Origin of the sequence: Microtetraspora niveoalba (assembly GCF_001570405.1) — a bacterium.
GTDB classification, from domain to species: domain Bacteria; phylum Actinomycetota; class Actinomycetes; order Streptosporangiales; family Streptosporangiaceae; genus Microtetraspora; species Microtetraspora niveoalba.
Genome location: NZ_BBYM01000038.1, coordinates 1 through 18,984 on the forward strand (window position 1 = coordinate 1; position 18,984 = coordinate 18,984).

At 71.1% G+C, this 18,984-nt stretch carries 17 protein-coding genes; 8 read left to right on the forward strand and 9 right to left on the reverse strand.

Going from position 1 to position 18,984, the window contains the following annotated elements:
* Positions 1–475 precede the first annotated feature (475 nt).
* From AWQ70_RS30730 to AWQ70_RS30765, 8 genes are all read left to right on the forward strand, one after another.
* Positions 476–1,831: a cytochrome P450 gene (locus tag AWQ70_RS30730; protein WP_169808766.1), complete on the forward strand. Its 1,356-nt coding sequence runs from the start codon at positions 476–478 to the stop codon at positions 1,829–1,831.
* Between the two features lie 3 nt (positions 1,832–1,834).
* Positions 1,835–2,791 (forward strand): terpene synthase family protein, encoded by a 957-nt coding sequence (locus AWQ70_RS30735; protein ID WP_084517988.1) that lies wholly within the window; start codon positions 1,835–1,837, stop codon positions 2,789–2,791.
* Positions 2,788–4,542 carry a prenyltransferase/squalene oxidase repeat-containing protein gene (locus AWQ70_RS42155; RefSeq protein ID WP_084517989.1) on the forward strand — a complete coding sequence of 585 codons (1,755 nt, stop codon included), beginning with the start codon at positions 2,788–2,790 and terminating at the stop codon, positions 4,540–4,542. Before AWQ70_RS30735 ends, AWQ70_RS42155 begins: the two co-directional genes overlap by 4 nt.
* Before the next feature lie 266 nt (positions 4,543–4,808).
* On the forward strand, positions 4,809–7,226 hold the full coding sequence (locus tag AWQ70_RS30745) for a sensor histidine kinase (protein WP_245647230.1): 2,418 nt from the start codon (positions 4,809–4,811) through the stop codon (positions 7,224–7,226).
* A gap of 46 nt (positions 7,227–7,272) precedes the next feature.
* Positions 7,273–7,704, forward strand: coding sequence for a roadblock/LC7 domain-containing protein (locus AWQ70_RS30750; protein ID WP_067183846.1), 432 nt, complete (start codon positions 7,273–7,275; stop codon positions 7,702–7,704).
* A complete protein-coding gene (locus AWQ70_RS30755) occupies positions 7,701–8,084 on the forward strand; it encodes a DUF742 domain-containing protein (protein WP_067183849.1) in 384 nt (127 codons plus the stop codon). The genes AWQ70_RS30750 and AWQ70_RS30755 overlap by 4 nt, the downstream gene beginning before the upstream one ends.
* On the forward strand, positions 8,065–8,664 hold the full coding sequence (locus tag AWQ70_RS30760; protein ID WP_067183853.1) for a GTP-binding protein: 600 nt from the start codon (positions 8,065–8,067) through the stop codon (positions 8,662–8,664). The genes AWQ70_RS30755 and AWQ70_RS30760 overlap by 20 nt, the downstream gene beginning before the upstream one ends.
* Positions 8,665–8,860: 196 nt before the next feature.
* Complete coding sequence (locus AWQ70_RS30765) at positions 8,861–9,961, forward strand: calcium:cation antiporter (protein WP_067183856.1); 1,101 nt, start codon at positions 8,861–8,863, stop codon at positions 9,959–9,961.
* Positions 9,962–10,049: 88 nt separating this feature from the next.
* Here AWQ70_RS30765 and AWQ70_RS30770 read toward each other — a convergent pair whose 3' ends face one another.
* From AWQ70_RS30770 to AWQ70_RS30810, 9 genes are all read right to left on the reverse strand, one after another.
* Positions 10,050–10,805, reverse strand: coding sequence for a sugar isomerase domain-containing protein (locus AWQ70_RS30770; protein ID WP_218004722.1), 756 nt, complete (start codon positions 10,803–10,805; stop codon positions 10,050–10,052).
* Positions 10,806–10,894: 89 nt separating this feature from the next.
* Entirely contained in the window at positions 10,895–11,635 is a 741-nt protein-coding gene (locus AWQ70_RS30775) for a GntR family transcriptional regulator (RefSeq protein ID WP_067183860.1), read from the reverse strand.
* Positions 11,632–12,486, reverse strand: coding sequence for an ROK family protein (locus AWQ70_RS30780; RefSeq protein WP_067183862.1), 855 nt, complete (start codon positions 12,484–12,486; stop codon positions 11,632–11,634). Before AWQ70_RS30780 ends, AWQ70_RS30775 begins: the two co-directional genes overlap by 4 nt.
* Positions 12,483–13,307, reverse strand: coding sequence for a carbohydrate ABC transporter permease (locus tag AWQ70_RS30785; RefSeq protein ID WP_067183866.1), 825 nt, complete (start codon positions 13,305–13,307; stop codon positions 12,483–12,485). The genes AWQ70_RS30780 and AWQ70_RS30785 overlap by 4 nt, the downstream gene beginning before the upstream one ends.
* On the reverse strand, positions 13,304–14,239 hold the full coding sequence (locus tag AWQ70_RS30790) for a carbohydrate ABC transporter permease (protein WP_084517991.1): 936 nt from the start codon (positions 14,237–14,239) through the stop codon (positions 13,304–13,306). The genes AWQ70_RS30785 and AWQ70_RS30790 overlap by 4 nt, the downstream gene beginning before the upstream one ends.
* Positions 14,236–15,555 (reverse strand): ABC transporter substrate-binding protein, encoded by a 1,320-nt coding sequence (locus AWQ70_RS30795; protein WP_084517992.1) that lies wholly within the window; start codon positions 15,553–15,555, stop codon positions 14,236–14,238. Before AWQ70_RS30795 ends, AWQ70_RS30790 begins: the two co-directional genes overlap by 4 nt.
* 172 nt (positions 15,556–15,727) lie before the next feature.
* Complete coding sequence (locus tag AWQ70_RS30800) at positions 15,728–17,275, reverse strand: amino acid permease (RefSeq protein WP_067183869.1); 1,548 nt, start codon at positions 17,273–17,275, stop codon at positions 15,728–15,730.
* Positions 17,276–17,285: 10 nt separating this feature from the next.
* On the reverse strand, positions 17,286–17,504 hold the full coding sequence (locus AWQ70_RS30805) for a hypothetical protein (RefSeq protein WP_067183872.1): 219 nt from the start codon (positions 17,502–17,504) through the stop codon (positions 17,286–17,288).
* 389 nt (positions 17,505–17,893) lie between these two features.
* Entirely contained in the window at positions 17,894–18,808 is a 915-nt protein-coding gene (locus AWQ70_RS30810) for a sugar kinase (RefSeq protein WP_067183875.1), read from the reverse strand.
* Between the last annotated feature and the right edge of the window lie 176 nt (positions 18,809–18,984).

An 18,984-nucleotide genomic window follows, 5' to 3' on the forward strand; every position in this document is an offset into this window, starting at 1 on the left:
GTGCGCGCCGTCCCCGCCTCGCGCCGCCGCCCGCCTCGCGCCGCCGCCCGAGCGGTGCCCGCCGTGCGCCGTCCGTGACCGGTGCCGCCCTTGTTCTGCGCGCCCTCTGATGGGTTGCGTTATTGCGGATAAACCATGACAAATCCCCGCGATCTCTGCATGTCACTCAACAGTTCACAAAACTGCCAGCTTGTTGACCTTGATCTGAACTAGTTGATCATGTGATACTGCGCGAAAGGTGTCAGTGATGCCTGGGGGAATCACATTGCGGCACGCGGTACGAGGGGCCAGAGAAGGCGGAGGTGCTTAGAGGGGCGCGGGATGTCCCGTGGCCTGTTCGAGTATCGACCCACGTCAAGCGCAATGATCGCGTGTTTCGCGGTACCCGCGGGCGTCTGAGCCGTTCCCGCCGACCGGCAGGCGACCGTGAACGTTGCGCGCACCGCTTATGAATTCCTGCCGGGAGAGAGCTGAAATGTCAACCAGTGTGGCCGAGGTGGCCCGCGAGCCGAGGATGCTTCCCTTCTACCGCTCGCTGACACGTCACGCGCGCAGCCCCATCCTGGCCTTCGAGGAGGCCGGGCAAGCGGCCAACGGTGAGCTCGTCCGCCTCAACATGGGGCCGTTCAAGCCGTATCTGGTGACGCATCCCGAGCACGTCCAGCACATCCTGCGCCTCAACTGGTCGAACTACGTGCGCGAGGGCATGTTCTGGGACCCGCTGAAGCCGCTGATCGGCGACAGCATCCTCTCGGACGGAGAGGGCTGGCAGGAGAGCCGCAAGATCCTTCAGCCGCTGTTCACCGCCAAGTACGTGGACTCGCTCGCGGAGCGCATGGCCGAGATCCTCACGGAGCAGATCGAGGAGACGATCCGGCCCGGAGAGCGCTTCAACGTCGTCACCGCGATCTCCCAGATCGTGCACCCGACGATCGTCCGGCTCTTCTTCGGTGACAAGATCTCTCGCGAGGACATCGCCCAGCTCGTCCCCGCGTACGACACGGCCGTGACGTCGAAGGCGATCCGGCTGGTCCTGCCGTTCGTCCCGGGCAAGTTCCCGCTGCCCGGGGACAAGGCGTTCGAGCGCTCGGTCAAGACGATCAACGACGTCGCGTACGCGCGCATCAAGGAGATCCGCAGCCAGCCCAACGAGGACCGGGACGTCGTCTCGTTCGTCTGCCGGGCGCGAAACGACGAGATCGGGGACGTCGGCGCGAAGAAGATCCGCGACGACATCGTCTCCATGCACGGCGCCTCCACGGAGACCTCGGCGACCGCGCTCACCTGGGTGTGGGTCGCGCTGGACGCCCACCCCGAGGTCGCGGCGCGCGTCTACGAGGAGGTCGACCGCGTGGTCGGGGGCGACCCGATCAGCCCGGCGCACCTGCCGGAGCTGCGCTACCTCCGGATGTTCCTCAACGAGCTGCTCCGCCTCTATCCGGCGGGCTGGCTCCTGCCGCGCATGGCGGTCAAGGACGACGTCATCGGCGGAACCGCCGTCAAGGCAGGCTCGACCGTGATGATCAGCTCCTACCTGACACACCGGCTGCCGGAGTTCTGGGATCGGCCGCTCGAGTTCGACCCCGAGCGGTTCGCACCCGAGAACGAGGAGCGGCGGAACCGCTACGCGTACTTCCCCTTCGGCGGCGGGCCGCACCAGTGCCTCGGGCAGCACCTGTTCATGATGGAGGCCCTGCTCCTCGTCGGGGGCATCCTGAGCAGGTTCCGTCCCGTCGTCCACACGTCGGTGCCGGTCACGCCACGGCTGGCCTCGTCGCTACGGCCGAACCAGAACTTCGAGATGTCTCTCGTACCGGTCGAGCGCGCCTGAACCATGCACGTGCACCACCCCGGTACGACCGGAAAGACCGGCACCTCCTTCGAACGATTCACCGCCGCCTCCGACATGGGGAGGATCGCCGCACTCGCCGCCGCGGCCGGCCGCGACCTCCGCAAATGCGCGGAGTCCTACGACGACCTGTTCGGTGGCAAGCCGTTCGACCCCGGCTTCTACGGCTCCCTGGCCCTCGTCGGCGCGTTCGGCTCCCCCTGGGCGACGGCGGACGAGCTGCGCATCGTCAACCGCGCAGCACTGTGGGTCTTCGCGGTCGACTGGCTGGTCGACGTGACGGCGAAGACCTCAGAGGACGTCGACACGATCGTCCGCGACTGCCTGGCCACGGCGGACGGCACTGTGGACGGCACGGCGGACGGCACGGCGGGGCCGGCCACCCCGCTCACCCGGTTCCTCGCGGACATCAGGGACGACCTCGCGTCCGTGCCCGCCTTCGCGGCCGCGCGGCCGGTCTGGCGCGCGCAGCTCGAACGGATGTTGACCGCCATGGCCCGCGAATGGCGCTGGAACGACGCCAGGGAGAACGCCGGCGGGACCGGGCGGGTCCTGCCGGATCTGGAGGAGTACCTGGCGAACGCCGACGGCACCGGGTCCTCCTTCGTCAACGTCTCGCACTGGATCTTCACCGGCGACCCGTGGACGGTGTCCCACCTCGACGAGGTGATGGCGATCAGCGCGGAGGTCCAGCGGTATCTCCGGCTGCTGAACGATCTGGCCACGTACCGCAGGGACGTCGGCTGGGGAGACGTGAACGTGCTGATGCTCGGCGTCGGCCGCGACGAGGTGTCGGAACGGATGGCAGAGCTCGCGGACCGTGCCGGAGAGCTGCTCGAACCGCTGCGGGACGTGTGCCCGCGAACGGTCGCCTACCTGGAATGCCAGGTCGGCTTCAACACGGGGTTCTACGGCGGCGCCGATTATTGGGGCGAGATGTGAGCATTGGCGACCTGGTTGTTCCGGAAAGCGCGGAGGCCGTCGTCGCCGCCGCGGACGAGCTGATCGCCGGGCTGATGGCCCGGCCGTGGGGGCAGGTCTCCCCCTCGGTGTACGAGACGGGGCGGCTGGTGACGCTGGCTCCCTGGCTCGCGGGCCACGCCGAGCGTGTCGACTTCCTCGTCCGCGGCCAGAACGCGGACGGCACGTGGGGCGCGCCCGAGGGGTACGGCCTCGTCCCCACCCTCAGCGCCACCGAGGCGCTGCTGTCCGCGCTGCTGCGGGGCGACGTGGACTCCCGTCCGGAGGCGGCGGCCGAGGTGGCGGGCGCCGCGGACCGCGGGCTGCGGGCGCTCGCGGGCGCGCTCGGCGGCGCGCCGTCGGCGTCCGGCACGCCGGTGGACGTGTCCTCCCTCCCCGACATGCCGGCGCTGGACGTGATCGTCCCCGCGCTGGTCGCGGCGATCAACGAGCACCTCGACGCGCTCGACCGTGCTCCCGGGGGCGTCCCCGGAGCCGTGGTCGACTCCGCCGGCCTGCGGCTCGACCTGCCTCCCGGCATGGGCTCGAAGCGGCTCGCGGCGGTCCGCGCGCTGGTCGCCTCCGGCGCCGACCTGCCCGAGAAGCTGGTGCACGCCCTGGAGATCGCGGGCGAAGCGGCGAGCGGGGCCGCGGCGGTCCGGCCCGCGGCGATCGGGACCGTCGGCGCCTCACCGGCCGCCACCGCGGCCTGGCTGGGCGACCGCGGCCTGCTGGACACCACCGACCGCTCGCTGCGGCACCTGGAGGCGGTCGCGCGGCGGCACGGCGGGCCGGTTCCTGTGGGGCTCCCCATCACCGTGTTCGAACGCGGCTGGGTGCTGAGCTGGCTGGCCCGCGCCGGCATCCCCCTCGACGTGCCGCCGGAGATGACGGCGGACCTCAGGGCCGCGATCGGGCCGTCGGGCACGCCGGCCGGTCCCGGCCTGCCGCCGGACGCCGACACGACCTCGGTCGCGCTGTACGCGCTGGCGCTGCTCGGCGTGCCGAGCGAGCCGGCCGGGCTGCGGGCGTTCGAGCTGGACACGCACTTCTGCACCTGGCCGGGCGAGGACGGGTTCTCGGTCAGCGTCAACGCCCACGTCCTGGACGCCTTCGGCCAGTACGCGCTCGCGTGCCCGGACCGCGCGGCCCGCTGTCTGCCGTACGTGCGGAAGTTGTCGGCTCTGGTGCGCGACCACCAGCGGCCGGACGGGAGCTGGGACGACCGGTGGCACGCCTCGCCGTACTACGCGACGGCGGCGTGCGCGCTCGCGCTGGGCGACTTCGGCGGCGAGGAGGCGGCGGACGCGGTACGGCGGGCCGTGCGGTGGGTCCTGTCCACCCAGCGGGCGGACGGGTCCTGGGGCCGATGGGAGGGGACGGCGGAGGAGACCGCCTACGCCATGCAGATCCTGCTGCTCGCCCGCCCCCAGCGGGAGGCGGCGACCCACGGAGACGCACCCCCGGCGGCCCAGGGAGACGCGCCCCCGACAGCCCACGGGGAGTCGGCCCGAACGGCTCAGGCCGGGGCGGTCCAGGCGGCGGAGGTCACCGAGGCGGCGGCGCGCGGTTACGCCTACCTGCTGGAATCCGCCGGCCAGGCCGAGGACCCGCCGCTCTGGCACGACAAGGACCTCTACCTTCCGGCGGCCATCGTGCGGGCGGCCGTGCTGGCGGCGCTGCACCTCGCCCAGACTGACCCAGTTGTTATGGAGTGGTACGGACAGTTATGATCTTGTTCGCCCGGGTCAAAGGTGACAAATCCTGACCTATTCGGACATTAGGTCTGTAAATGTATTGTCACCTTGAGGGGATTTAATACCTTTTGCTAGGGTACCCCGGGTGCGGCGCGGCAATATGGCGTGCCCATGTCGTGGCAGAGCAGGTGACATTCCGGTTAATCACCGAGAAACATGCCGCGAGATTCTCCGATATTGCTGGACGGATATCAATGCGCTTCCGCAATTCGCGTGTAAAGACCAAGGTCACGGCCTTGCTCGTGTCGCTCACGGCGCTGTGGGCGTTCGCGGCCTGGGTGACGCTGCGGGAGGGCGTGAACCTGCTCGGTGCCACCACGATCGACAGCAGCGTGGCCGAGCCGAGCGAGCCGCTGCTGCTCGAACTGCAGCGCGAGCGCCGGATGTCCGTCGCCCGGCTCGGCGGCTCCGCGACGTACTCGCGCCAGGAGTTGCAGGAGCAGCGGGCCCGCACCGACAGGGCCAAGGCGGAGTTCCAGAGCTCGGCCGACAGCGGCAGCGTCAGGTTCGCCGCCGACGACGCGCTGCAGGAACGCATCCACGCCACCTTCGGCCAGCTCGACGGCCTGAAGGCCGCGCGCGCGGACGTCGACGCCGGACGCCTCAGCCGTGAGCAGGCCGAGGAGGTGTACAACGACGTCGCGGACTCCTTCGCCGAGATGTACGAGTCGGTCGCGTCACTCGACGACGAGGGCATCGCCAAGGACGGCCGGCTGCTCGGCACGATGAGCCGCGGCCGCGAGATGCTCGCCCGCCAGGACGCGCTGCTCGCCGGCGTCTTCGCGGTCGGACGGTTCACCGAGGCGGACCACGCCCGGTTCGCGACCCTCGTCGGCGCCCAGCGCTACATCCTCGACCACACCGCGACCGGCCTGCGCGACGAGGACCGCGCCGCGTACGAGGCGTGGACCAAGAGCCGCGCGGTCACCGCCATGCGCAACCTCGAAAACCAACTGCTCCAGGGCAGGCAGGTGGAGCGACCGCTCGCCGTCACCGACGCGCAGTGGCGCGCGGTGGCCGAACCCGCCCTCGCGAACCTCCAGAAGGTCGTCCTCGACGGCGGTGACCGGCTCGTCGAACGGGCGACGCCCATGGCGATCGGCGTCGTCCTGCGCCTGGTCCTCGCCGGCGTCCTCGGACTCTTCGCCGTCGTCGCGTCGATCATCCTGTCGATCACCACGGCCCGCGCCCTCGTCCAGCAACTGGAGAAGCTCCGCGACGCGGCGCTCGAACTCGCCCACGAGCGGCTGCCCAGCGTCGTCAACCGGCTCGGCCACGGCGAGAAGGTGGACGTCGCCGTCGAGGCGCCGCCCCTCCAGTTCGGCGGCGACGTCATCGGCCAGGTCGGCCAGGCGTTCAACGCCGTCCAGGAGACCGCGATCCGCACCGCGGTCGAGGAAGCGGAGCTGCGGCAGAGCATCCGCGACATCCTGCTCAGCCTGGCCCGCCGCACCCAGTCGCTCGTCCACCGGCAGCTCACCCTGCTCGACGTCATGGAGCGGCGCGAGAACGACGAGGCCGAGCTGCGCGACCTGTTCCGCGTCGACCACCTCGCCACCCGCATGCGGCGCAACGCGGAGAACCTGATCGTCCTCTCCGGCGCGTCCCCCGCCCGCGCCTGGCGCCGCGCCGTCCCCATGGTCGACGTGGTACGCGGCGCGCTCGCCGAGGTCGAGGACTACACCCGGGTCACCGTGCTCCCGATGGGCGACGTCGAGCTGACGGGACGCGCGGTCGGCGACGTCATCCACCTGCTCGCCGAGCTGGTCGAGAACGCCGTGTCGTTCTCCCCGCCGTACACGATGGTGCAGGTGAGCGGGCAGGTCGTGGCCAACGGGTACGCGATCGAGATCGAGGACCGCGGCCTCGGCATGAGCGAGGAGGACCTGGCCGCCGCCAACGAGCGGATCGCCGATCCTCCCGAATTCAACCTGTCCAGCACGGCCCGCCTCGGCCTCTACGTGGTCAGCAAGCTCGCCGAACGCCACAGCATCCGCGTGGTGCTCAAGAGCTCGCCGTACGGGGGGACGACCGCGATCGCCCTGCTTCCCCACGAGCTGATCGGCGACGGCATGAACCAGCAGACCCCGTCAGAGCCCACCGCCGCCGACCGGCCGGCCGGCGAGAACGCCTTCGGCGCGACACGCGACGACCAGGAGAACCCCTCGTTCCCCGTCTCGCGGATCGCGCTCGTGGGCGGACGCCAGCCGTCGGTCCAGGCGGTGCGCACGATCCCCGACCCCTCCGCCCCCTCCACCCAGGGACCGCCCGCCGGCACGCCGGGCCCGCACACCGGCCCTCTCACCGGACCTGTCACCGGGCCGCACACCGGCCCTCTCACCGGGCCCGCACACGATCCGCGACCGGAGCCGGAGCCGGAGCCGCTGCCGATGCGCCAGCCGCAGGGACCGCCTCCCGAGCCGGCCTTCACACCGTCCGGCCTGCCGTTCCGCGTGCCGCAGGCGAGCATCGCCCCGGCGCTGCGCGACGAGGCGCCGCCCACCGCGGCCGCCGTGGAGGAGGACGACGACGACCGTTCCCCCGAGGAGATCCGTAAGATCATGGGCTCGTTCCAGAGCGGCACGCGGAGAGGCAGGTCCGACGCGTCCAGGCTGGTCGGCGAGGACACCGGCCCCTTCGACGACCGGCCGTCGGCGTGACCCCCCGCCCGTCAGCCGATCACCCCGCGGTTAAGGAGATCTCCCGGTGACGCAGAAGTCCAGTGCTTCCGCCGACCTGGCCTGGTTGCTCGACGACCTGGTCGGTCGGGTGCGCGAAGCAGAGCACGGCATCGTCCTGTCCACGGACGGCCTGCTGATGGCGTCGTCCAAAGGACTGGGCGTCGACGACGCCGAACACCTGTCCGCCGTGGCCGCCGGGGTGCAGAGCCTCGCCCGCGGCGCCAGCGAACGGTTCGGCGGAGGCGCGATCCGCCAGACCATCATCGAGATGAAGTCGGCCTACCTCATCGTCGGCGTGGCCGGTCCCGGCGCCTGCCTGGCCGTGCTGTGCTCGCAGGACGCCGACGTCGGCCTCGTGGCGTACGAGATGGCAATGCTCGTCGCCCGGGTCGGACAGTACCTGACCTCTCCCGCGCGATCCGCCGAACCCCCAGCCAGGAGTGAAGTGCCGCGATGAACATGGAGCGAAGTCCCGGAGAGCACAACGAGGAGTGGCTGCTCGACGAGCCGATCGTGCGCCCGTACGTCATGACGCGCGGGCGCACGGACGCGAGGGGCAAGTTCGACCTCGTGACCATCGCGGTGACGATCCGCTCCACCACGGGAGCGGAGGTCGGCCTCGACCCCGAGCACCTCACCATCGCGAGGCTGTGCCGCAGGCCCCTGTCCGTGGCGGAGATCGCCGCCCACATGGACCTGCCCGCCGGGATCGTACGCGTGCTGCTCGGCGACCTGCTCGAAAAGGGCTTCGTCGCCGTACAGCAACCCCAATCGGAGACAGACGTGCTCGACGAGAGAACTTACAGGGCGGTGCTCGATGGCCTCCGGGCGCTCTGAGCAGCCCAAGCTGCCCAAGGCGATCAAGCTGTTGGTCGCGGGCGGCTTCGGAGTCGGAAAGACCACGATGGTGGGCGCCGTGTCGGAGATCCGGCCGCTGCGCACCGAGGAGACGCTCACCGACCGCAGCGTGGGCGTCGACGACCTGTCCGGAGTGGAGGCCAAGAGCACCACCACCGTGGCCATGGACTTCGGGCGCATCACCATCGGCGACGAGTACATGCTCTACCTGTTCGGCACGCCCGGCCAGGAGCGGTTCTGGTTCGTCTGGGACGAGCTCGCGCGCGGCGCGCTCGGCGCGGTGGTGCTCGCGGACACCCGCAGGCTCGCCGACTGCTTCCCCTCCGTGGACTACTTCGAGCGCAGGGGAACGCCGTTCGTCGTGGCGGTCAACTGCTTCGACGGCTCCCCGCGGTACGACCTGGACGAGGTGAAGCTCGCGCTCAACCTCGGCTCCGAGGTCCCGGTGCTGCTGTGCGACGCGCGAAGGCGCGAGTCGGGCAAGGAAGTGCTGATCAGGCTGATCGAGCACGCGTACAGCAGGCGCCCGGCGGCGGCCAAGGAGGTCTCGGCCCGCTGATCGCGCGGCGTCCGCGCCGCCCGCCGGGTCTCGGCCCGGCGGGGCGGGGCGCGCCGGGTTTGTCCGAGCCGGGACCGGGCACGGCAGCCTGAGAGCGCGCCCGCTCGCCGCCCACCCGGCACGGCAGGAGAGAGTCACGCGGCGACGCGGCAGCGCGGGAGCGGTCGTCGGACCGAGGCCGAGCCGCTGGGGGAGCATGAGCCGCCTGCGCGACATCCGCTGGAGCGACAGCCTGAGCTACGTCATCCCGCTGCTCGCGGTCGTGACGCTCGGGCTCACCTGGGGGCGCCTGCTGCCGCCCGTCGTGGTGGTCGTCGTCGCGTTGCTGCTGGCCGGGGCGGTGCTGTCCGCCGTCCACCACGCGGAGGTCGTCGCCCACCGGGTGGGCGAGCCGTTCGGGTCGCTCGTCCTCGCGGTGGCGGTGACCGTCATCGAGGTGGCGCTGATCGTCAGCATGATGTTGTCCGCGAAAGGCGGGGCGTCGTCGCTCGCCCGCGACACCGTCTTCGCCGCCGTCATGATCACCTGCAACGGCATCGTCGGGCTCTCGCTGCTCTTCGCCACGCGGCGGCGGCGTGTCGCCGTGTTCAACGCCGGGGGCACCGGGAGCGCGCTCGCGTCCGTGGCGACCCTCGCCACGATGTGCCTGGTGCTGCCCACCTTCACCCCCACCACACCGGGACCCGCCTTCTCGCCGCCCCAGTTGTGGTTCGCCGCCGTCGCCTCGCTCGCGCTGTACGTGTTGTTCGTGGTCACCCAGACGATCCGGCACCGGCAGGCGTTCCTGCCGGTCACCGAGGCGGGCGAGGTCATCGACGCCGACGAGCACGAGCCGCCCTCGATGCGGCTGACGTCGGGCAGCCTCGTCCTGCTGCTGGTGGCGCTGGTCGCCGTCGTCGGCCTGGCCAAGGTGGAGTCGCCCGCGATCGAGGCGGCGGTGAGCGCGGCGGGGCTGCCGCAGTCGGTGGTGGGCGTCGTGATCGCGCTGCTGGTCCTGCTGCCGGAGACCATCGCCGCCGTACGGGCCGCCCAGCGGGGCCGGGTGCAGATCAGCCTCAATCTGGGGTTCGGCTCGGCCATGGCCAGCATCGGGCTGACCATCCCGACCATCGCCGTCGCCTCGACGTGGCTGGGCGGCAGGCTGCTGCTCGGACTCGGCTCGATGCAGATCGTGCTGCTGGCCCTCACGGTCGTCGTGGCCACCCTCACGGTCGTCCCCGGGCGGGCGACCCTGCTCCAGGCCGGTCTTCACCTGGTGCTGTTCGCCGCGTTCCTCTTCCTCGCGGTCAGCCCATGACACACACGCGGCACCGGCGCCGTCAGGGCCCGGCGGCCGCCGCCGGCCCGTACGGGGGCCGGCGGCGGTCAGCCGCGGAGAGGGGGCCTCAGAGGGAGCGGCCCTCGGCGGAGTGGAGGCGGCGGCGGTGGTCGGCGAACACCTCGTCGTTCGACGACACCGTGGCGCCCGGGACCGTCGGCGAGACGAAGGTCGGCACCACGACGCCCCTGCCGGCCAGGACGGCCGCGGTCCGGGTCACGATCTCGTGGCTGACCACGCAGGCCACCACCGTGGACGCGCCGCCGACCGGCCGGTCCCAGCCGTCCACCTCGACGATCGCGTCCTGCACGGGGACACCGGTGTCCACGGTGATGTCGCAGATCTCGGCGATCCGCTGTCCCGAGGAGTGCTCGGCCGGGCGCTCCAGGTTGGCCACCGAGGTCACCGCGACCGTGAACAGGCCGCGCTTGGCCGCGTACATGGCCGCCTCGACCGGGGCGGCGTTACGCCCGCCGTGGGAGTACACCACCATGACGTCACCGGCCGCGAGCGGCTCGTGGTCCAGGTATTGCTGGACGTAGCCCTCGGTGCGCTCCAGCCAGAGCAACTCGCGGACGCCCCCGGGCCCGAGCACGTTGTGCCACATCAGCCGGGGGTCGGTCAGCGGGTGCAGGCCGGCGAAGCTGCCGTAACGCGGGAAGGCGTCCATGGTGGGGATCACGGAGTGGCCGCTGCCGTACAGGTGGATCAGGCCGTCGTTCTGGATGGCGTCGGCGCAGCGCTCGGCCACCGTGTTCAACGCCTCGTCCTGGGTCGAGACGAGCCGATCAAGGATGTCGATCATGATCCGGGTGTAGCTCACAGGCTTCCTTCCTGCGGGGCGCGTCACGGGATGCGCGCCGTCGACTCGTGGGGTGTTGACTCGTGGGGACGCGTCCCCACGGAGGTGGGTCACGGGTTGCGCAGCGCCAGCCGCACGCGGTACCGGTCACCGCGCATCACGCTGCGGACGTACTCGAAAGGGCCGTGGGCGTCGAAGGTGAGCCGTTCGACGTAGAACGCGTGGGCTCCGGGGGTGACGCCCAGGGTCGTCGCGTCCTCGTCCAGCACCCCGCCGACCGTGAACGTCTCGATCGCCTCGCGCGGCACCAGCCCGTACGTGTCCTTGAGGACCTGGTAGAGCGACCGGTCGGTGAAGTCCAGCTCGGCGATGCCGGGGAACCGTTCGAGGGGGAGCAGGGCCGTCTGCACGCCGACCGGGCGGGAGCCGTCGGTCCTGAGCCGCCGCAGGCGGAGCACCGGCGCGTCCGGAGGCAACGCCATCTCGGGCGGCAGCGCGGCCTCCTCCGCCGTGACGACGTCCTGTTCGAGCACCCGCCCACCCGATGTGTGCCCGAGGTCGGCCAGCTCCGCGGTGAAGGACGTGACGCCCCTCGCCCCGGCGGTCAGGCTGGTGTCGCGGACGAAGGTGCCCCGGCCCTGCTCGCGGACGAGCGCGCCGCGATCGACCAGCCGGGCGAGCGCCTGCCGGACCGTGACCCGGCTGACGCCGTACGCCTTGCCGAGCTCCTCCTCGGTGGGCAGCCGCCCTCCGGCCCGCCACTCGCCCTCGTCGATCCGCTGCTGCAGGTCTCGCTCGACCTGGAGGTAGAGCGGGACTCCCGAGGTGGGATCCAGCGCCTTCACGATCATTCTTTCTCCAATCGCGCGGTCAGGAGCGCGCCCACGACCCCGGCACGTGATCCGAGCTCCGCCGCGCGCACCGGGACCCCGGCCCCGTCAGGAGAGGCGAAGCGCGCGACGTGGCGGTCCAGGAGCGGGCCGAGGACGTCCATCGCGTCCGCGAGCCCGCCTCCGATGAGGATCACATCGGGGTCGATCACGCTGGCCAGCGCCGCGACGCCGCGGGCCAGCCGTACGGCGTAGCGGTCGAGTTCGGCGGCGGCCGCCTCGTCGCCGCCGCGCGCGGCGGCCACGAGGGCGGGTCCTCCCGGCAGCGCCGATCCCGACGCGGCCAGCTCGAACGGCCCGTGCCCCGCGGCCTCACCCGGCGCGGCCGGGGACCCGGGCGCGGAGTCGGGCGTGGGCAGCCAGCCCCACGATCCCGCGCTGCCGTGCGCCCCGGACCAGATCCGGCCGTCCACCATGAGCGCGCCGCCGATGCCCGTGCCGACGGCCAGCAGCACGGCGGACCTCGCCCCCTTGGCCGCGCCCTCGGCCGCCTCGGCCAGCAGCGTGAGATGGCCGTCCAGGCCGAGCCGCACGCTCGCGCCGAGCAGCCGCTCCAGGTCCTCACGCAGTGGGCGGCCCTCGATCCAGGGCAGCGCGGGGACGAAGAGGGGCCGGTCGCCGTCGGACGTGCCCGGAAGCCCCACCCCGACCCCGTCCGGCCGCCCGGCTTCCGCGCACAGGCCGGCGACCTGGTCGAGGAAGGCGTCGTACGAGCCCGCGACCGGGACGGAGACGACCTCCCCCCGGCGACCGGCGGTTTCGGTCAGGACGCGGACGGAGGTTCCGCCCACGTCGATGCCGACGAAGATCACCCCTTCACCCCCGTCCGCGCCACGCTGCGGACGAACACGCGCTGCGCGAGCAGGAACACCAGCATGGTCGGCACGCTCGCGATCAGCGCCCCCGCCATGACGACGTTCTGGTAGCGCACGCTCGTGCTGTACGACAGCAGCCGGCTCAGCGCGAGGACCACCGGGAACTTGTCGTCGGACTGCAGGATCGACAGTGGCCACAGGAAGTTGTTCCAGTAGAAGACGAACGCGAAGATCGCGAGACTCACGACCGCCGGGCGCAGCAACGGCGTGATGACCCGCCACAGGATCCGCGCCTCCGAGGCGCCGTCCATCCGGGCCGCGTCGATCAGCTCGTCGGGCACGTCCGCGATGAACTGCCGCATCAGGAAGATGCCGAACGCGTTGGCGAGCCACGGCAGCATCACGCCGAGGTAGGAGTCGGCCAGGCCCATCGTGGAGACCAGCCAGTAGAGCGGGACGAGGGTCACGATCGGCGGCAGGAACATCGTGGCGACGACCGCCCAGAACAGCACCTCGCGTCCCCTGAAGCGGTACTTCGCGAAGACGTAGCCCGCCATCACGCTGGTGACCAGGACCGACACGGTGGACACGCCGGCGATCAGCACGCTGTTGAGGAACGCGCCGCCGAACGGGATGACCTGGAACACCTCGCCGAACGCCCCGAACGTCGGGTCGGCGGGGAACCAGGTCGGAGGGATCTTCTGCAGCTCCTCCGGCCCCTTGAGCGCCGAGATGACCATCCAGTAGAGAGGGAACAGCGGCACCAGGATGACCAGCGTGAACGCCAGTCCGGTCGCCACCCGTGCGACACGCCTCATGACCGCCTCCTCATCGCGGCGAGAACGGCTCCGGCGACCGCGATCAGGACGAGGAGCAGGCTGAACGCCATCGCGCTCGCCTGTCCCGCCATGCCGTACTGGAAGGCGGAACGCTGGATGGCGAACGACAGCACCGTCGTGCTCTCCGCGGGCCCTCCCTGCGTGAGGATGTAGACCGGGTCGAAGACCTGGATCGCGTTGATGATCGCGATCAGCACGATGAACGTCGTCGTACGGCGCAGCAGGGGCAGCGTGACGCTCACGGTCTGCCGCCAGAAGCCGGCGCCGTCGATGCGGGCCGCCTCGTACAGGTCGAGGGGGATCTGGGTGAGCCCGGCGATGACGAGGATCGTGTAGTAGCCGATCATCTGCCACACGTGGAAGACCACCAGCGAGACCAGCGCCGTGCCCGGGTCGCTGAGCCAGGCCGGCGCGTCCAGTCCGACGGCCGCGAACGCCTGGGCGATCGGCCCGTAGTCGGGCGCGTACAGCGCTCCCCAGACGATCGCGATGGCGATGGCGGGCACGACGTACGTCGAGAACAGCGCCGCCCGGGCCAGGCCCTTGCCCGCGCTCTTCGGGAAGTAGAGCAGCATCCCGAGCGCGAGGGCGAGGGGGATCGTGACCACCAGGACGAGCAGCACGTAGATCGCGGTGTTGCGGAGGGCGGTGAAGAACTCCTGGCCGGCCAGCAGGTCCCGGTAGTTGCCGAGCCCCCGCCACGACATCTCCGAGAGCGGCGTGTACATCGACCAGTCGTGCAGGCTGATCCAGAACGTCAGCGCGATCGGCACGGCGACGAACACGCCGATGACCGCCATGGCGGGCGACAGGAAGGCGATCGTCGCCGCCTTCCTGGACACCCCTCGGGCTCCCGCCCGCCGTCCGGACGCCGCCCGGACGGCGGGGGTGGAGCGGGTGCCGACCGTCATGCGCCGGCCTTGGTGAGGACGTCCGCGACCTCCTTCTGCGCCGCGGCCATCGCCTCCTGCGCGGTCTCCTTGCCGAAGACGACGTTCTCGACGTGCTTCTGCACGGCCTGGCTCATGGCCTCGCCGCCGAGCACGGAGGGGAACGGCTTCGCGTTCGGCAGCTCGGCCACGTACGCCGCGATGAACGGGTCGGACAGGTCGCCCTGGTGGGCGGTCAGGTCGCCGGTGCGGCTGGGCAGGATGCCCATCGACATGAGGATGTCGCCCATGGCGGAGGAGCCGTTCCTGCCGCTGTCCGGGCCGTTGAGGAAGGCGAGGAACTTCCACGCGGCGTCCTGCCTGGCCGCCGGAGCCTTGCCGTTCACGACGGTCAGCCACGAGTACGAGACCGGGGCGGAGGCGGTGCCGCCCGGGCCGACGGGGATCGGGGCCACGCCGACGTCGCCGTACTTCGCGCCCATGGCCTCCTTGAGCGCGCTCTGCCACCAGTTGGCCATGATGATCATGCCGGTCCTGCCGTTGACGAAGTTGTCGAGGTAGGGGCCGGTGGTGTTCGCGTTCGCGCTGCTCATGGACGACTGGGTCGAGCCCTCCTTGACGAGCCGGGCGTACAGCTCGGCCGCCGCGACGACCTTCGGGTCGTCCAGCTTGGGGGTGCTCCCGTCGAGGAGCGCGCCGCCGTTCGAGCCGACGAGCGACAACCAGGGGTGGACGACGCCGGCGGGCCAGCTCGTGATGACGCCGAAGCCCTGCTGGGTGACCTTGCCGCCGTCGCGCCTGGTCAGCTTGGCGGCGGTGGCGACCAGCTCGTCCCAGGTCTTCGGCGGCGCCGCGACGCCCGCCTCGGCGAAGAGCTTCTTGTTGTAGTTGAGCGCGTACAGATCGACCTCGTTGGGATAGCCGCGGGCCGCGCCCTGCTTGGTGACGCCCTCCGCGAGGTTGGCCGGCCAGTTGGCCTTGAGATCGGCGGCGGCCGCCGCCGGGGCGGGCGCGGCGAGGCCGTCCCTGACCAGCTCGGGCAGCCAGAGGTCGTAGATCCCGGCGATGGTCGGGCCGCCCGGGCTCGCGCCCTGCGTTCGGAGCGTGCTGAGCAGGTTGGCGAACGGGACGGCCCTGACCTCGACGGTGACGCCGGGGTTCTTCTTCTCGAACGCGGAGGCGGCCGCCTTGAGGGCGGTCACCTGTTCGGGGCCCCAGTGGGTGAGGAACGAGATCGTCTGCTTGCCGCCGTCTTTCCCGGCGTCGCCCGAGCCGCCACATGCGGTGAGCGTGAGCGCCAACGCGGCGCCGAGGGAGATCACTCCGGTGATCCTCAAGGGGGTTGCCTCCTCCCCGCTGCACGGCGCCGCTCTCGGACGGCGTCGTTACATCGTTAGGTTGTTATAACGAATTTCCCGATATATGGGAACCCCCTGGTGTTCCACGGGAGCGGCCCGCGCCGCCGGGTCGGCGCGGGCCGCGAAGGTGAGGAGGAGTGGCGGTGGACGGTCAGGCGACGGGCTCCGGCTCGTCGACCTCGTCGATCGTGCGCCGGGGGCCGGTGAACCACCTGCGCGCCGAGAGGGTCCACCACAGGGCGATGCCCAGCAGTACGGCGCCCACCGCGATGGGGGCGTAGTTCACGGACGTCCAGGTGAAGTCCTCGTTGCCCGGCACCCCGGCGGGCGCGATCGGCAGGATGAAGTACACCGAGATCACCGCGATCTCGATGACGGAGATCCAGCCGAGCACCTTGTACTTGCGGCCGAGCGTCCAGGGGCCGGCCTGGAATCCGTTCCCGGCGCGCAGGCGGAGCCAGATCGGGATGAGAAAGGCCAGGTAGAGGCCGATCACCGCGATCGACACCACGGCCAGGAAGGCGACCGGCGTGGTCGTCCCCTCCGGGGCGTACAGGGCGGGCAGGGTGATCAGCAGCGCGACCGCGCAACCGCCGATGATCGCGTTGACCGGCGTCCGGTTGCGGTCCACCCGCGACCATAGCCGCCAGCCGGGGACCGCGCCGTCACGGGAGAACGCGTACGTCATGCGTGACATGGAGGTCACGCAGCTCATCCCGCAGAAGAACTGCCCGATGGTGGAGATCCCGAAGATCACCGTGGCGAGGGTGGACGACAGGGACGAGGTGAAGATGGCGCCGACGAACCCGCCTTCCTCGTTGACGGCGTCCACGTCGGTGGCCGCGAACAGGAACGACAGCAGCAGGATCCAGCCGCCGATCGCCGAGTAGAAGATCGACTTCCACAGGCCCTGCGCGGCGGTCCTGGCCGCGCCGTGCGTCTCCTCCGACACGTGCGCGCAGGCGTCGAAGCCGGTGATCGTGTACTGCGTGAGCAGGAAGCCCAGCGGCAGGACGTAAAGCCAGAACGCGGGGCCGGAGTCGCCCGATCCGAACCCCGAGTTGTTGAACCGCTCGAACAGGAACCCGACGCTCTGGTGCTCCGACGGGCCGAAGATCAGGATGAGCACGACCGCGGCCGCGCCGAACACGTGCCACCACACCGAGACGTTCTGCAGGATCGAGATCAGCCGGTGGCTGAAGATGTTGATCAGCGCGTGCAGCACGAGCACGACGGCGAACAGCAGGAACGTCTGCCGCAGCGCGTCGCCGCGCGCCCAGGCGTCGCTGAACCGGCCGATGGTGATGTTGAGGAACGTGGCGCAGCCGTAGTCGACGCTGGCGGTCACCGCGATCAGGCCGATCAGGTTGAGCCAGCCGGTGAACCAGCCGTGAATCGGCCGGCCCAGCTTGGCCGCCCACCAGTAGATGCCGCCCGCCGTCGGGTACGCCGAGACCAGCTCGGCCATGCAGAATCCGATGATCAGGATGAACGCCGAGATCAGCGGCCAGCCCACGGAGATCGCGAGCGGCCCGCCGTTGTTCCACGCCTGGCTGAACGTCGTGAAGCAGCCGGCCAGGATCGAGATGATGGAGAACGAGATGGCGAAGTTGGAGAACCCGCTCCAGGTGCGCGAGAGCTCCTGCTTGTAGCCGAGTTCCGCGAGTCGTCGGGCGTCGTCGTCGAGGGCTTGCGCCACGTGGCCTCCTCTAACTGGTGGGGGGTGTCCGGCCGCCGATGAGGCGGCCGAATCGCGGGTCGCCGAGGTCGCGTACGGCCCGCGCGATCGTGCGGGCGGCCCAGCAGGGGTTTTCGGTCTCCGTCCGGGCGATGTGGTGGCGGAAAGCGCCCGTGATCGTCGTGTGCGTGACCGGCGGTCCGGCCCGTTTCCTGACGAGCCCCAGCGCGTCCCCGAGAAGACCAGGCATGGGCGGCTCCCTTTGGTCTACGTTCAGACCATTGATCCGATTCTGCGGGCCGGACGTTACGGAATCAAGGGACCTCTGTGACATGTGAGGTCGCGGCGAGGCGGCGACGACGAGGTTCCCGCACGCGGGCGAAGGGCGTCGGCGATGGTCGTCGGCTGAGGCACGGCCCGGCGCGGCGTGGCAAGGGGCGGCGTGGCGGAATTCCCGGCCTCGCGGGGGCGTCAAGCGCGTGGGCGCGCGGTCGTGTACGCGTACCTGCCGGGCGATGTCCTGGGGCGTGTGGGTCGGACGAGCGTTGGTGCGGGACGGCCGTGTCCCCGATCGGCGGCCGGGACACGGCGGTGCGCCATCGGGGACCGGGTCCGCCCGGTGAGAGCGGCCGAATCAGGTCACGGCGGGAGTTCGGCGCGGGTGGGCAGGCCCTGCCACGAGCTGGGGCCCGCCACCGCGAAGGCGGCGACGGAGATGCCCCGCTTGAGCCGGTCGGACGGGTGCAGGCCGTCGAGCAGCGCGCTCAGGTAGCCCGCCACGAACGCGCCGCCGACCTCGGTCGCGTCCACGGCCGTGACCGGGGCGGCCTGCGTGTCGTAGCGCAGCCCGTCCACGGTGGCGCTCGCCCCCTTGGACCCTCGGGTGACGACGAGTTCGGGAATCCTGCCGATCGCCGACTCGACGAGGCTCAGCTCGTCCTGGTTGGCGAAGAGCACGTCGGCGGACGCGGCCAGCTCGGTGAGCCCCTGTCGTGCTTCGTCCACGCTTTCCCAGAGGTACGGCCGGTGATCGACGTCCACGGAGATCGTGACACCCGCGTCCCTGGCCAGCTTCACCGCGTGGTGGACCGCGCTCCAGGCGAACCCGCTCAGCGCGAGCGTGATGCCGGTGACGTGCAGGATCCGCGCCGACTGTACGGCGTCGGCCGGCACGTCCCCGGTGGAGAGCCGCGACCCGGCCGACCCGGAGCGGTAGTAGACGGCGTGCATGGACCGCCCGATCCGGCGCTGCCGTACGACCAGGCCGGTGGACGCCGTCTCGTCGACGCGGACGGCCGAGACGTCCACGCCCTCGCCGCGCAGGGTCGTCAGGGCGCGGGCGCCCAACTCGTCGGAGCTGACCCTCCCCAGCCAGCCGACGGAATGGCCCAGCCGCGCCAGCCCGACGGCCACGGTCAGCTCCGGCCCCTCCAGGTCGAGCCGGGCGGTGCCGTCGTGCCGGAGCCGGTCGGCCGAGACGACGCCCAGAACCTCGCCGAGCGTGAACACCTCGGACCCGGCGGCCGGCAGTGAATTGCCGGAAGAAGCAGTCATATATGTCTTTCTCCGCGATCGATCGCGATCGATGCGGAAAAGCATGACAGAGGCTGCTCCGCGGCGGGAAGCAATACGACGATCAAGGACGCGTCCGCGTGTCCCCGTCGCGATCGGCTCCGATGGAGTTCCTCGAAGACGGCGGCGCACGGCGGGTCGTTCAGAGGTCTTGCTCG